A 14,863-nucleotide genomic window follows, 5' to 3' on the forward strand; every position below is an offset into this window, starting at 1 on the left:
TGTTGATTTCCACTGAGAGCTGACCCTGGATTTCCACCGAGAGCTGACCCGCCTCTCATGTATGTTTCGGGTCTGGTGTTTTGGTCAAGTTCCTGTTTTTCTCCTTGGTTGTTTTGGCGTTTTGCGCCGAGCTGTTCTTGAAGCGGAAGCTGTCATTTCCGGTTTCGAGGATGTGGCAGTGATGGGTCAGGCGGTCGAGCAACGCGGTTGTCATCTTGGCGTCGCCGAAGACGCTAGCCCATTCGCTGAAGCTGAGATTGGTAGTGATGATGACGCTGGTGCGTTCATAGAGTTTGCTCAGCAGATGAAAGAGGAGCGCTCCTCCTGATGCACTGAACGGCAGGTATCCGAGTTCATCGAGGATCACCAAATCAGCGCGCGTGAGACGGTTGGCAATCTGACCGGAGCGACCTTGGGTCTTTTCCTGTTCAAGTGCATTGACCAGCTCGACCGTTGAGAAGAAGCGGACCCGCTTGTGATGATGCTCGATGGCCTGGATACCCAAGGCACTGGCAATGTGCGTTTTGCCTGTACCAGGGCCGCCGACGAGCACGATGTTGTTCGCCGCATCGATGAAGTTGCAGCCATGGAGTTGGCGCACGAGTGCCTCGTTGATCTCGCTGCTGGCGAAGTCAAAGCCGTTCAGATCACGATAGGCTGGAAAGCGAGCCGCTTTAAGCTGATTGGTCATTGATCTGACCTCTCGCTCCGCCGTCTCGGCCTTGAGAAGCTGCGACAGGATCGGAATGATGGCCTCGAATGCCGGCGATCCCTGTTCGGTGAGTTCGCCGACAGCCTGTGCCATGCCATGCATCTTGAGGCTTCGAAGCATGATGACGATCGCGCCGCTGGCTGGATTATGACGCATGGCGCACCTCCGCAGGCTTCATCAAAGCATCATAGCGTTCGACATTGGCCTTCGGCTCGTTGGTGAGTGTCAAAGCCTGAGGCGTATCGACGGTCGGCGGTGTGAAGGATTTGCCGTCGATGAGGCGATGGAGCAGGTTGAGCACATGGGTTTTGGTCGGAACCCCGGCCTTCAACGCCATCTCGACGGCGGACAGCACAGCCTGTTCCTCGTGCAGAAGGACAAGTGCCAGGATATCGACCATCTCGCGATCGCCACCCGGCTTCTTGAGCAGATGCTGCTGCAATGTCCTGAAGGCATCTGGAAGTTCGGTGAACGGCGCCCCGTTGCGAAGAGCACCAGGCTTGCGCTGCACGACCGCCAGATAATGCCGCCAATCATAGGTCGTCTGTCCCAGCCCACCATGCGAACGGCCGATGATACGACGGTGCTCGCAGATGATCAGACCCTCTGCGGCGACGACAATACGATCTGGATAGACACGTAAGCTCACCGGCCGATTGGCGAAAGATGCAGGAACGCTATAGCGATTACGCTCAAGATGCACGAGGCAGGTCGGGGAAACCCGCTTGGTGTGCTCGACAAAGCCGTCGAACGGACGTGAGGTTGGCATCAGAGCCTGAGCTTCCTCAGCCCAGACATCCATGATGGTCCCGTGCATTTGGCCATGCGAAGTCTGCTGCCAAAACTCCTTGCATCGGTGCTCCAGCCATTCGTTCAGGGCTTCGAGTGACGGAAAGCGTGGGATGGGTTGCCAGAGCCGATGACGCGCATCCTGGACATTCTTCTCAACCTGCCCCTTCTCCCAGCCAGATGCCGGATTGCAGAACTCGGGTTCGTAGAGGTAGTGGCTGGCCATTGCCATGAAGCGGGCGTTGACGTCGCGCTCCTTGCCGCGTCCGACCTTGTCGATGGCGGTCTTCATGTTGTCGTAGATACCACGGCGTGGGACGCCGCCAAGGACACGAAACGCGTGATTATGAGCGTCAAACAGCATCTCGTGCGTCTGCTGCGGATAGGCCCGCACGATGAAGGCTCGACTGTAGCTTAGCTTTGTGTGAGCCACCTGCAGCTTGGTGCGCTCACTGCCGATGATCGCCCAGTCTTCCGACCAGTCGAACTGGAACGCCTCGCCGGGCTCAAACGTCAACGGCACGAATGTCCCGCGACCCGACGTCTGCAGTTCCCGGTGCCGGTCGGCCTGCCATTCCCGAGCGAATGCCGCCACACGATTATAGGAACCGTCATAGCCCAGGCTCAGCAGATCGGTATGCAACTGCTTAAGGGTCCGCTTCTGCTTGCGCGACTTGTTGGCTTCCGTCCTCAACCAGGCTGACAACCGGTCGGCGAAGGGGTCAAGTTTGCTCGGGCGATCCGGAACCTTGAACTTCGGCTCCACCCCGTCGGATCGAAGATATTTGCGGATGGTGTTCCGCGAGAGGCCGCTCCTGCGGCAAATCTCCCGGATCGATAGATGCTCTCGAAAATGCCAGCGTCGGATCACGCTCAATAACGCCATGTCGATCACTCCATAGCCCCCGCTGTAAACACGCAGGGCAAAGTTCAAACATGGGTCAATTCTCGATGGAAATATCCATCAATCCAGGGTCAACTCTCAGTGGAAATCAACAATCTGGCGCTCACTGAAACCCGGCGGCCTCTATATCTCAACGTTTCCGATCCGGAAATGGATGGTCGAGCCCTCGAAGCCCCTGGCGCGACTACGAAGTGACGGAGTGCTTGAGTTCCTCAAGGACCCTCCCGAGTATCATGGTAACCCGATCGATGGCAAAGGTGCGCTAGTGACCTGGGACTATGGCTATGACATGCATCAACTCATTACTTACTGGACGTCGTTTTCTGTAGAGATCACACGCTTTTCCGATCGCCATCAGGGTATTCTGGGGGAGTATACCGAGGTAATCTTATGTCGGAAGCGCTAAATCTTCGGGATTGGTGTGCCTTACAGGACTTTGGTTATGACTTCAGACTGGAGTATCGTTCCCATCTCGCGGCGCAACGGTGGCGGCATTTTGGGTTGGAACCTGGAGAGTCCCACTCAAGGGTCAGATGTTACGGCTATATCAATCCGATTTCGTGGCTGGTTTCTAACGCGAGCTGGTGGCGGGCGCATTACAATTTCAAACCGTGGCACAGCTCTCGCCTCGGTAGAGGCTAATCTTCCACGTCCTAATGTCGTTCGCACCAAGACCATGGATACGCAGGCAAAGCAAACGCTAGAACGTTGCGGTTTTGATCTCGTTGTACCACGGAAGGCGGGTGTTTATCGGCTAGACGCATTGGAACCGGGTGGAGATAGCTTTTCGTTCGAAATTGTAGACCGTAACGAAGGGCCATATGCTGTAATTGGAGGAAATCGGCATCTGTTCCTGGGCGGCGACAGTAATGATAGCGTCGGCCAATTCACCGAGGAGAGGAGGCTTTCCGAAGCTTCTATCCAATCGTGGATGAAAAATTTCACAAATATGCGAACGTGGGAGGCGCAATATGGTCTCAGATGTGCATTCCTTGTCGCCCCGGCTAAAGAAGAGATTTTCCCCGACTTTTACCCTCGATCTCGCGCAAATCATACCGTTTTGGACGACTTCCGAACTAAGTTTGTCGATGCAGGTATTGTGTTGCCGCTATGGGAATTGCGCGCGCAGCGTAACTTCGCTTATTCTGAGACAGACACTCATTGGACTGATCAAGGTGCGACCATTGCCGCAGAGGCCGTGCTAAAATCATGGAGCATGATCGAAGAAGTAAGGGCCGCCTTACCTCGCGATTTTCGTATCCTGCAACGACAGGGGGATCTTGGTATCAAAGTTGACCCACCCCGCGCCAGTTATGATCTGGTCTTTGCTGACGATATGAATGCTAGGCTAGTGTTTGATAATGGTGTTCACAATCATGGTTGTTTGCGCGTCTGGCGTAACATCGAAGCTCCAGTCAAGGCGAGCTGTATGGTGTTTGGCGATAGTTTTGGAACAAATCTTGCGATGGCGCTGACCAGTGTCTTTGCAGAGGTTAGTTACGCGTATCGGCCAGCCGCCTTCGATGCCCGGATGGTGGAGATACTTAAACCCTCATATGTAGTGCTTCAGATCACTCAAAGATTTTTGCACGGCTCTCCCGACTTGCGTGCAAGCATCTTCGACACTGCAACGAACAAGCTCCACAACTTACCAGTCAGCAAAAGAGCGGATGCGATCGCCGCCTTGCATACGGCGGCTCGCCGTGGTTTTGCCATGCTAGCTGACCCCCTAATAGAGCTTTTGGCAGCGCGGGATACGTGAGCATATCGGGAAGACGTGGTTCGATATCTCGGGTGCATACGTTTCGAATTTGTATCATTGTGAATCTCCTGCTGCGTCAGGAAACTGGGTAAGTATTATGAAATATCGATTGTGGACAGGCCCGCTTAGTTTCCGATAATCTCCTGTCCGGCCACAATCACCCCGGACACATGAAACCCTCATGAAAATCGACATCCAGCCAGGCACCGATGATCGTCCGTCAGCCGCCAATCATGGTCGTCTCGGCACGCGGCTGCGGCTTGCCAGGCAGATGCTTGGGATGACGTTGAAGGCGCTGGCGGTGGCGGCGGATTGTTCGGAGAGCCTTCTGTCGAAGATTGAAAACGGCAAGGCGTCGCCCTCGTTGCCGATGCTGCATCGGCTGGTGGAGGTGCTGGGCACGAATATCGGCTGGATGTTCGAAGAGGCGGATGGCGACGAGGGGATCGTCTTTCGGGCTGGAACGCGCCCCTTGATCGGGCTTGATCCGCTGCGGCGCGGCGAGGGCATCTCGCTTGAACGGATCATCCCCTATTCGCCGGGTCATCTGCTTCAGTGCAACATTCACCACATCGAGCCGGGCGGGGAGAGTGCAGGGCCGATACAGCATGCCGGCGAAGAGGTTGGCTACCTGCTTGCCGGCTCGATAGAGCTGATGGTCGGCGAAAAGACCTTCAGGCTTTCGATCGGCGATTCCTTCGTGTTCAGATCCGAACTGCCGCATTGGTACAGAAACGTCGGAACGACGCGGGCCAGCATCTTCTGGGTCAATACGCCGGCCACATTCTGACCGCCAGATAGGATCGATCCGGAGTCTCCGCGCCGTTCCGGTATGCGCTACGTCAAGTCTAATTCAAGATACTTGACAACCATTCAAGTCTCTTGAATTATGCCCCCGCTGATAATGCCAATGAGCCCGATCACGGGCCTTTCCGCAAGGGGAACACATATGCGCCTTTCCAGATTTGCAGCGGGTTGCGCTGCAGCCGCAGCTTTGACGTTTGCTTTCGGCTCTGCATCCGCTTCCGCCGAAACCTTCGCGCTGGTGACCATCAACCAGCAGGCTCTCTTCTTTAATCAGATCAATGACGGGGCGAAGGCCGCGGCCAAGGCTGTCGGTGCCGATCTTGTCATTTTCAACGCCAACAACGTGCCGAGCGCGCAAAACGACGCCATCGAGAATTACATCACCCAGAAGGTCGACGGCATTATTCTGGTCGCGATCGACGTCAATGGCGTGAAGCCGGCAGTCACTGCGGCCAAGAAGGCCGGCATCCCGGTCATCGCCATCGATGCGCAGATCCCCGATGGCGATAACATCGCCTTCGTCGGCGTCGATAACACCAAGGCTGGTGGCGATATCGGCAAGTTTTATGCTGATTACGTCAAGAGCAAGATGAGCGGCTCCGCCAAGATCGGCGTCGTCGGCGCGCTCAACTCCTTCATTCAGAACCAGCGTCTCGATGGCTTTAAGAAGGCCGTTGCCGATAGCGGCGAGAAAGTGACCTTTCTCGACACGGTCGACGGCCAGAATGTCCAGGATGTCGCGCTCAGTGCTGCCGAAAACCTGATGACGGCCAATCCCGACATGACGACGCTCTATGCGACCGGCGAGCCGGCATTGCTCGGCGCGGTTTCGGCCGTGACAAGCCAGGGCCGCACTGGCGACATCAAGGTGTTCGGCTGGGATCTGACCAAGCAGGCGATCGAGGGCATCGACCAGGGCTGGGTCACCGCGGTCATCCAGCAGGATCCGGCCGGCGAAGGCAAGGCTGCCGTCGAGGCGCTTGACAAGGTCAAAAAGGGTGGGACGATCGACAAGATCATCAATGTTCCGGTGACGATCGTCACCAAGGACAATGTCGACAAGTTCCGGGACATGTTCAAGTAAGCAGCCCGCATGTGCGACCGTGGCCATTGAGCGGCCACGGTTCTCGCGACATCCGCATAGCAGACTCTTTTCAGGTGGAAACGCCATGAACGACGACATCTACCGCGTCAAGATGACCGGTATCTCCAAACGCTACCAGACGATCCAGACACTCGACAATGTATCGCTGACCCTGAAGCCTGGCGAGGTTCTCGGCCTCGTCGGTGACAATGGCGCCGGCAAGTCGACCTTGAGCAAGGTCCTGTCCGGGGCGGTCATTCCCGATTCCGGGTCTATCGAAATCGATGGCAAGACGGTGAGCTTCGCATCCCCCGCCGATTCACGCGCAGCTCGTATCGAGATGGTCTACCAGGACCTCTCGCTCTGCGATAGCGTCGATGTGGCCGGCAATATCTTTCTCGGCCGCGAGCCCCGGCGCCACCTGCTCGGGCTTCCGTTTCTCGACAACAGGAAGATGCATGACGAGGCACGTGACATGCTCGACCGGCTCGGCATCGTCATTGCCGATACGCGGCTGAAGGTGGAAAACCTGTCCGGCGGCCAGCGTCAATCGATCGCGATCGGCCGGGCGGCGTCGTTCAACCCTTCCGTTCTGATCATGGATGAACCGACGGCAGCTCTTGCGGTTGCCGAAGTTGAGGCGGTGCTCGACCTTATCAAGACGGTCAGCGCCCGCGGCGTCAGCGTCATTCTCATTACCCACCGCCTCCAGGATCTGTTCCTCGTCTGTGACCGCATCCAGGTCATGTACGAAGGGCGCAATGTCGCGGAACGCAGGATTGAAGACACGAGCATCGAGGAAGTCGTCAATCTGATCGTCGGTCGTAAATTCCAGGCACGCTCGGCCGGCCATCGCCACGACCAGGGAGCTCAGGCATGACGACATCCTCTTCTACGGCACATGCGCCCGTTGCGGCGGCACCGCATTCGCGCATCCACAAGACCAGATGGCGCGACAAGATCATGAGCAATGGCAGCATCATTTCGATCGCCCTGTTCTTCCTCGTCGTTTGCGTCTTCTTTTCCATCTTTACCGGCGCCTTCCTGACGGCTCCCAATCTGTTGAATGTCGTTCGACAGTCCGCACCCCTGCTGATCGTCGCCGCCTCGATGACATTCGTCGTTACCACGGGCGGAATAGACCTTTCCGTCGGATCGGTGCTTGCCCTGGCCGCCACCCTTTCGGCGGCAGCGCTGCAGGCGGACATCGCCTGGCCGCTCGTTGTCGTGTTGATGTTGCTTCTCGGCGCAGCCGTTGGTGCCTTGCAGGGCTTCTTCATCGCCTATGAGCGCATTCCGGCCTTCATCGTCACGCTTGCGGGGCTTTCGGTCGTGCGCGGTCTGGCATTGCTGATTACCGCCGGCTATTCCATCCCGGTGGATGCGGAGAGCCCGTTTACGGCAATCGGCAGGGCGTGGTTTCTGGGCGTGCCCGTGCCGGCGCTGATCGCGCTCCTTGTCCTGGTTCTCGCCTATATCGTGTTCAATCAGACGCCTTTCGGCCGATATGTGACCGGCGTCGGCGCCAATGCCGAGGCGGTGCGCCGCGCCGGCGTCAACACCCGCTTCGTCACCCTCTGCGTCTATATGCTGTCCGGTACGGCAGCGGCCCTGGCGGGCATCATTCTCGCGGCTCGCCTTGGCTCGGGATCCTCCAATTCTGGTCAGGGTTTCGAGCTCGACGTCATCGCCGCGGTGGTTCTCGGCGGCACCAGCCTGTTCGGCGGGCGTGGCACGATCCTGGGTACGGTTCTCGGTGCGCTGACTGTCGCCGTCATCGCCAATGGGCTGATCCTTGCGCATATGTCGCCGTTTCTCACGCCGATCGTCACCGGCGCCATCATCCTGATTGCGATCTGGCTGAACTTCCGGATCTTCAAGGGTGCCGTCAGGAGCCGATGAAGCATGGATCATCTGTTTGAAACGTCACCGCCGGAGCGGGCGCCGATCGGCATTGCATCCGGCACCGCCATGACGGTCCTGGGACCGGTCTCGGTCGATGATCTTGGCATCACGCTCATGCACGAGCATATCCTGCTCGACGGTGCACGAACCTGGAAATGCCCCTGCCATCCCGATGAAAGGCTGATTGCCGAGCAGAAGGTCAATATCGAGATCGTCGGCGAATTGCGGATGAATCCCTACATGAACCGCGACAATGTCTCGCTGGACGATAGCGATCTGGCGCTCGCCGAGCTGAAGAAATTCCAGGCGCTCGGCGGCCATACGGTCATCGAAGCGACCAATATCGGCATCGGCCGCGATCCGGAAAAGCTCGCGCGTATTTCACGCATGTCCGGCATGAAGATCATCATGGGGACGGGGTTCTATCTGGAACATACCCATCCCGAATGGCTTAAAGGTATGGACCTCGACACCGTCACGGAGTTCATCGTCAACGATGTCGGCGGCGGTGCCGAACAGCCGGACATCATGGCCGGCATCATCGGCGAGGTGGGCGTCGGCAAGGATTTTACCGCCGAGGAGCTGAAGTCGCTTCGCGCCTCTGCCCGCGCGTCCCGCATCACCGGCCTGCCGCTTTCAATCCATCTTCCCGGCTGGGAGAGGCTGGCGCATAAGGTGCTCGATGTCGTCGAGGAGGAGGGGGCCGATCTCAGGCACACCGTCCTCTGCCACATGAACCCGAGTCACAATGACCTCGCCTATCAGAAGAGCCTGGCCGAGCGAGGTGCGTTTCTCGAATACGACATGATCGGCATGGACTATTATTATGCCGATCAGGACGCACAATCGCCGTCGGACGAGGAGAATGCCCGTGCCATCCGGTCGCTGGTCGACATGGGCTTTGTCGACCGGCTGCTGCTGTCGCAGGATGTCTTCCTGAAGATCATGCTGACGCGCTATGGCGGCTTTGGCTACGGCTACATCCTCAAGCATTTCGTGCCACGGCTGCTGCGCCATGGTGTCGAGCAGGCGGCAATCGACCGCATGCTCACCGACAATCCGAAATCCGTTTTTTCCGCCGCTTGACCGGCCAAGAAATCTGCATCGCAAGGAGCATACATGTCCAAGAAGAAGATCCTTCTCGCCGGGGAATCCTGGGTATCGACGGCAACCCATATCAAGGGTTTCGATCAGTTTCCGACCGTGACCTATCACACCGGCGCTGACGAATTGCTGGCCGCACTGAAGAACAGCGACTTCGATGTCACCTTCATGCCGGCGCATGAGGCGCAGCGTGATTTCCCGCAGACCATCGAGGCCCTGTCCGCCTATGATGCGGTTGTCCTGTCGGACATCGGCGCAAACACGCTGCTGCTGCATCCGGATACCTGGATCCATTCCAAGACGACGCCGAACCGCCTGCGCCTGCTGCGCGATTATGTGCGGGGTGGCGGCGGCCTGCTGATGTTCGGCGGCTATTACAGCTTCCAGGGCATCAATGGCGGCGCGCGTTATCGCAAGACACCGGTCGAGGATGTCCTGCCGGTAGAATGCTTGTCCGTCGATGACCGGGTCGAGGTGCCGGAAGGGTTTGCACCTGTCGTCACTGGCGACGAGAGCCACCCGATCCTGGCGGGGCTCGGCAAGGACTGGCCGGTTCTACTCGGTTTCAACGAAGTTACCGTCAAGGACGAGGCGGAGGTTCTGGCGACGGTTTCCTCCGATTACGGCTCCCTGCCATTGCTGGTCACGGGGCGGTATGGCAAGGGGCGCACCATCGCCTGGACATCGGACGTCGGGCCGCACTGGCTGCCGCCGGGCTTCATTGCCTGGAGTGGCTACAAGACGCTGTTTGAACAGATGCTCGCCTTCGCCACCGCCAAGGATTGATGCGCCATGCCGGTCCATGTCGTCGGCAACGTCTGCATCGATACTACGTTTCGGGTCGATCGTTTTCCGGTGCCGGGTGAGACACTCAATGCGAGCGATCATTCGGACGGTGTCGGCGGTAAGGGCGCGAACCAGGCCGTTGCCGCCGCGAGGACCGGTGTTGATGTCCGGTTTTTTGCACCGCTCGGAAGTGATCCCGCCGCCGCCTTCATCAGGGAGCGGCTGAAAGGCGAGTTCGATCTGGACGGGTTGTCGGAAAAGCCATTGCCAAGCGACAGATCGACGATCGTCGTCAACCGGGACGGTGAAAACCTGATCGTCAGCGGCGTTGCCTGCGCCGCTGATTTCGACCCCTTGCAGGAAACCGGTCTTGCGGCGCTGATCACCAGCGGCGACATTCTGGTCATGCAGGGCAATCTCAGGGCAATGGTCACGGATGCGTGCCTCCGGGCTGCGAAGACTGCGGGCACGACCACGATCCTCAATCCGAGCCCCTTGTCGGGCGCGGCACCTGATCTTACGGCGGTCGACATCGTCATCGTCAACCAGGGTGAGGCATTCGAGATCACCAGCGAGCCTGATCCCGAGCGGGCCGCGCGGGATCTGGTTCGTCGTGGTGCCAAGGCTGTGATCGTCACGCTGGGTGCCGAGGGATGTTTACTGCTGGAAGGTGGCACTGTCGATCTGATCCCAGCGGTCAAGGTGGCCGTGGTCGATACCAGCGGTGCCGGCGACGTCTTTTGCGGATGTTTCGCCGGATGCCTGACGAAGGGGTGGACGCTCGCGCAATCGGCGCGGCTGGCGGTTGCAGCTGCCGCTTTGGTAGTCGGCCGTCCTGGGACACTGGAAGCCTGCCCGAGCCGGGTGGAGCTATCGAAACTCATGAACATAATGGAGGCGGAAAGCCTATGACACCCTCCCAGAAGCCTGTCGGCCAAGCGTCCGGCGATGCACTTCTCTCGCTCTTCGGCCGGACGAAGGTCGTGATCGGCGTCGTCCATCTGGCACCTCTGCCCGGCGCGCCGCGCTACGACGGCGAGGCGGTGGAAGCGATCTATCAACGCGGCCTCGACGACGCCAAAGCCTATCTGCATGGCGGCTGCGACGGTGTCATCGTCGAAAATCACGGCGATATCCCGTTCTCGAAGCCCGATGATATCGGGCCGGAGACCCCAGCCTATATGTCAGTCGTGTCCGATCGCATCCGCCGGGAGCTGGGTCGCCCGATCGGTATCAACGTTCTGGCCAATGCCGCCATTCCGGCTTTGTCCATCGCCAGTGCGTCCGGCGCTGGCTTCGTGCGCGTCAATCAATGGGCCAATGCCTATGTCGCCAATGAAGGCTTCATCGAAGGCGAGGCGGCGCGCGCGATGCGTTTTCGCGCCAAGTTGCGGGCAAACGGCATCAAGATTTTTGCCGATGCCCATGTCAAGCACGGGGCGCACGCAATCGTTGCCGACAGGCCGGTCGAGGAACAGGTGAAGGATCTGGTCTTCTTCGATGCGGATGCCGTGATCGCGACCGGCCAGCGCACCGGCCATGCCGCCGATCTCGGTTATATCCGGATGATCAAGGAAGCGGCGGGTCTGCCGACACTTGTCGGCAGCGGTGTCACGCCGGAGAATGCCAATGACATTCTCGATATTGTCGATGGCGTTATCGTCGCAAGCTCGCTCAAACATGGTGGCGTCTGGTGGAATGCCGTCGATCTGAAAAGGGTCGAGGCCTTCATCGCCGGATTGCGCCGATGAGAGGCAGGCCTGAGGTCAACGGCGAGCGCTTGCTTCGCCGTTTGAGCGAATTCGCCGAAATCGGCAAGACAAAGGCCGGTGGGGTCAACCGGCAGGCATTGAGCAGTGAAGACCGGGCAGCGCGGCGTCTTCTCGCCGATCTCTCAGCGGCGCGGGGCTTCAAGATCTTTCAGGATGCGATTGCCAATCTCTTCATCCGCCGCGAGGGCCGCAATCCGGCGCTGCCGCCGATGCTGATCGGCAGCCATCTCGACAGCCAGCCGACAGGCGGGCGCTTTGATGGCGCGCTTGGCACGCTTGCCGCTTTCGAAGTGCTGGAGGCTTTGGAGGATGCGGGCCATGAGACGGAGGCTGCCGTCGAAGTCGTCGCCTGGACGAATGAAGAGGGTAGCCGCTTTGCGCCCGGCGTCATGGGATCGATGGCCTTTGTCGGTGCTGCGCATCCGGATGATTTTCAGTCTGTGACGGCCAGCGATGGAGCAAGCTTTCGGGAAGAACTCGTAGCAACGCTCGCTGCTTTGCCGGACGCCGAGATGCGTCCGTTGGGCACGCCGATCTCCGCCTATCTTGAACTGCATATCGAGCAAGGCCCGTCGCTTGAGCGCGAAAAGCTTGCCGCCGGTGTCGTCACCGCCGTTCAGGGCACGCGATGGCTGACCGTAACTTTCTCGGGAAGTGCGGGCCATGCGGGCACCACGTCGCTCGCCTATCGACGCGATCCAATGGTGGCGGCAACCGCGGCGTTGAACCGGTTGCAGATGTCGGTCATGCCGCAGGACGATGATGCACGGCTGACCGTCGGGCGGTTTTCGGCCCATCCGGGTTCGATCAATGCCATTCCGGATCGGGTGACCTTTACCATCGATATCCGGCATCCGGATGCGGTGACCCTGGCAGCCATCGAAGCAAGGGTTCGCGCGGCCTGCGAAGAGGCGGCGGCGTCTCAGCGATGCAGCGTCGAGATCGCGACATCCTTCGATATGCCGCCCGGCTCGTTCTCAACGGTCATGACGAACCGGATCGAGGTGGCGGCAAAGGCACTTGAATTGCCCTGCAAGCGGATGATTTCCGGCGCGTTCCATGATGCCCTGTTCGTCGCCCGGGTGGCGCCTGCCGCAATGATCTTCGTTCCCTGCCGCGACGGCATCAGCCACAACGAGGCCGAATATGTCGAGCCCGTTGACGCTATCAACGGCGCTCGGTTGCTTCTGGAGGCGACGATGGAAAGCGTCAGCTAGCCGCTTGGCTGGTGACCGGCTCGAGCGATAATCTGCGATCGTGTTGGCGCGCCTGAACGACCGCCGAACACCTCGCATTTGAGCGCAGCGGCAATCGATGAAAGCCGGATCGCATCCCTCGGCGTCTTGCCCTCGGCGATGGCAAGGGCAAATGCGCCGTGGAAGATATCGCCGGCCGCAAGCGTATCGACGGCCTTGATGGCAAGGGCCGGCCAATGCTCGATCTCGCCGTTTTCATCGTCAAACCAGTAGCTGCCAGCAGCGCCGGCGGTCACGCTGATGAAGGCGTGGCTGAATCTCTGTTTCAGATACCGGACCATTTCCGCGACATCGTTCGCGCCAGTGAGCCGTTGTGCCGCCGGTTCGGAAAATACGATATGGCTTGCCGAGGGCGCCAGTCGTTCGATAGTGCCATCGGGCGCGACATCCCCGTCGAGGATGGCGGGCTTGCCGGCATCTCTTGCCGCTTGCAGGACCTTTAGCGCGAGCGCCGGCCAGCGGACATCGACCAGGACGGCGTCGACAGCCGCGATATCGTCCGGCGTGACCGGTTTCACCGTCTCATGCAGTCTGGGATCGTAAAAGGGTACGATCAACCGCTCGCCATCGTCATCGATCAGGATTGTCGACAGCGCTGACCGCGCTCCCTCGACGCGCAGCATGCTATCGGTGATGATACCGGCTTCCCCGAGGTCGCGGACAATCCGCTCGCCGGTCTCGTCGTCGCCCACCGCGCCCCATAGGCTCGCTTTGCCGCCAAGACGCGCGACCGCAAAGGCCGCACTTGACGCCATGCCCTCGGCGATCTGCAGCATCTCGTAGGGCAGGACTTTCCCTTGCCCTGACGGTAGTGTGTGGACACGAAACAGCGTGTCGAGAACGGCAGCGCCGACGCAGAGGATGTGTCTCGGCGCGCCTGTCGGCGGATCGAAAATCGAGGATGACATCAAAGCCGCTTGCCGCTCGCCTTGTCGAACAGATGCACGCTACCTGCATCGATCGCAATACCGACCGTATCGCCGAAGCGGATGTCGAGCCGTTCGCGGAAGAGGCAGGAGATTTCCTGGCCGCTGCAATCGAGCTTGGCGTAAATCTCCGACCCCGTACCCTCAACAATCTCGACTCGTCCCGAAATACCACCGGACGCCGCGCGGATATGTTCGGGCCGGATGCCGTAGACCAGCGGTTGCCCGCCATATTGCGAGATCGGCAGCCCCTCGGGCAGAGGCAGGATAAGCCCCTTGTCGCTGCGGAACACACCCTCTTCGATCTTTCCGTCGATAAAGTTCATTGCCGGCGAGCCGATGAAGCCGGCGACGAAGAGATTGGCCGGGCGGTCATAAAGGTCGAGCGGCGCACCGATCTGCTCGATCAGGCCGCCATGAAGCACGACGATCTTGTCGGCCATCGTCATCGCCTCGACCTGGTCATGCGTCACATAGATCGTCGTCGTGCCGACGCGCTGATGCATGGATTTGATCTCGGCGCGCATTTGGACGCGGAGCTTCGCATCAAGGTTGGAGAGCGGCTCGTCGAACAGAAAGACCTGGGGATCGCGCACCAGGGCACGACCCATGGCGACACGCTGGCGTTGTCCGCCGGAAAGCTGGCGCGGAAAGCGGTCGAGCAACGCTTCAAGACCGAGAATGCCGGCCGCCTTCTCCACTTTTGCCGAGATTTCCGAAGGGCTGGCTTTCCTCAACTTCAACGCAAAGCCCAGGTTTTCGGCAACCGTCATATGCGGGTAGAGGGCATAATTTTGGAACACCATGGCGATGTCGCGATCGCGCGCCGGCAGGTTACTGACCTCGCGAGCGCCGATACGGATCTCGCCGTCGCTCACCTCCTCCAGCCCCGCGATCATGCGCAGCAATGTCGACTTGCCGCAGCCCGACGGGCCGACGAGAACGACGAATTCGCCATCGGCGATATCGACGCTGATATCATGGATGACCTTGACCTGGCCGAAGCGCTTCTGGATGTTTTGTATGTTCACGGGTGCCATGATTGGATCCTGTTCG

General features: G+C 59.3%; 14 protein-coding genes. 10 read left to right on the top strand and 4 right to left on the bottom strand.

Translation table 11 applies throughout. The features are described 5' to 3' along the window. Positions 1-55: 55 nt before the first annotated feature. On the bottom strand, positions 56-868 hold the full coding sequence (gene istB, locus PMI03_RS24030; protein ID WP_007699532.1) for an IS21-like element helper ATPase IstB: 813 nt from the start codon (positions 866-868) through the stop codon (positions 56-58). Then, positions 858-2,387, bottom strand: coding sequence for an IS21 family transposase (gene istA / locus PMI03_RS24035; RefSeq protein WP_007699535.1), 1,530 nt, complete (start codon positions 2,385-2,387; stop codon positions 858-860). The genes istB and istA overlap by 11 nt, the downstream gene beginning before the upstream one ends. 460 nt (positions 2,388-2,847) lie before the next feature. Here istA and PMI03_RS24045 point away from each other — a divergent pair, with 460 nt between their 5' ends. The 10 genes from PMI03_RS24045 (at position 2,848) to PMI03_RS24090 (ending at position 12,842) form a co-directional block, all read left to right on the top strand. After that, positions 2,848-4,167 carry an alginate O-acetyltransferase AlgX-related protein gene (locus PMI03_RS24045; protein WP_007699540.1) on the top strand — a complete coding sequence of 440 codons (1,320 nt, stop codon included), beginning with the start codon at positions 2,848-2,850 and terminating at the stop codon, positions 4,165-4,167. Between the two features lie 181 nt (positions 4,168-4,348). Further along, positions 4,349-4,957: a cupin domain-containing protein gene (locus PMI03_RS24050; protein ID WP_007699543.1), complete on the top strand. Its 609-nt coding sequence runs from the start codon at positions 4,349-4,351 to the stop codon at positions 4,955-4,957. Between the two features lie 159 nt (positions 4,958-5,116). After that, positions 5,117-6,058, top strand: a complete 942-nt coding sequence (locus PMI03_RS24055) for a substrate-binding domain-containing protein (RefSeq protein WP_007699547.1) — start codon at positions 5,117-5,119, stop codon at positions 6,056-6,058. A gap of 85 nt (positions 6,059-6,143) precedes the next feature. Continuing rightward, a complete protein-coding gene (locus PMI03_RS24060; RefSeq protein ID WP_007699550.1) occupies positions 6,144-6,938 on the top strand; it encodes an ATP-binding cassette domain-containing protein in 795 nt (264 codons plus the stop codon). Further along, complete coding sequence (locus PMI03_RS24065; protein ID WP_007699553.1) at positions 6,935-7,960, top strand: ABC transporter permease; 1,026 nt, start codon at positions 6,935-6,937, stop codon at positions 7,958-7,960. Before PMI03_RS24060 ends, PMI03_RS24065 begins: the two co-directional genes overlap by 4 nt. A gap of 3 nt (positions 7,961-7,963) precedes the next feature. Further along, positions 7,964-9,049, top strand: a complete 1,086-nt coding sequence (locus PMI03_RS24070; protein ID WP_007699556.1) for a phosphotriesterase — start codon at positions 7,964-7,966, stop codon at positions 9,047-9,049. Positions 9,050-9,082: 33 nt separating this feature from the next. Further along, positions 9,083-9,853: a glutamine amidotransferase gene (locus PMI03_RS24075; protein WP_007699558.1), complete on the top strand. Its 771-nt coding sequence runs from the start codon at positions 9,083-9,085 to the stop codon at positions 9,851-9,853. A gap of 6 nt (positions 9,854-9,859) precedes the next feature. Continuing rightward, complete coding sequence (locus PMI03_RS24080; protein ID WP_007699561.1) at positions 9,860-10,765, top strand: ribokinase; 906 nt, start codon at positions 9,860-9,862, stop codon at positions 10,763-10,765. After that, a complete protein-coding gene (locus tag PMI03_RS24085; protein ID WP_007699564.1) occupies positions 10,762-11,604 on the top strand; it encodes a BtpA/SgcQ family protein in 843 nt (280 codons plus the stop codon). Before PMI03_RS24080 ends, PMI03_RS24085 begins: the two co-directional genes overlap by 4 nt. Further along, positions 11,601-12,842: a Zn-dependent hydrolase gene (locus PMI03_RS24090; protein ID WP_007699568.1), complete on the top strand. Its 1,242-nt coding sequence runs from the start codon at positions 11,601-11,603 to the stop codon at positions 12,840-12,842. The genes PMI03_RS24085 and PMI03_RS24090 overlap by 4 nt, the downstream gene beginning before the upstream one ends. Here the strand turns inward: PMI03_RS24090 and PMI03_RS24095 are convergent. Both PMI03_RS24095 and PMI03_RS24100 read right to left on the bottom strand, forming a co-directional pair. Next, entirely contained in the window at positions 12,839-13,789 is a 951-nt protein-coding gene (locus tag PMI03_RS24095; RefSeq protein WP_007699571.1) for a sugar kinase, read from the bottom strand. The two genes, PMI03_RS24090 and PMI03_RS24095, sit on opposite strands and share 4 nt — an antisense overlap. Beyond that, positions 13,789-14,847, bottom strand: a complete 1,059-nt coding sequence (locus PMI03_RS24100; protein ID WP_007699574.1) for an ABC transporter ATP-binding protein — start codon at positions 14,845-14,847, stop codon at positions 13,789-13,791. The genes PMI03_RS24095 and PMI03_RS24100 overlap by 1 nt, the downstream gene beginning before the upstream one ends. Positions 14,848-14,863: the final 16 nt, after the last annotated feature.

It is taken from the genome of Rhizobium sp. AP16 (genome assembly GCF_000281735.1).
Taxonomy (GTDB): Bacteria; Pseudomonadota; Alphaproteobacteria; order Rhizobiales; family Rhizobiaceae; genus Rhizobium; species Rhizobium rhizogenes.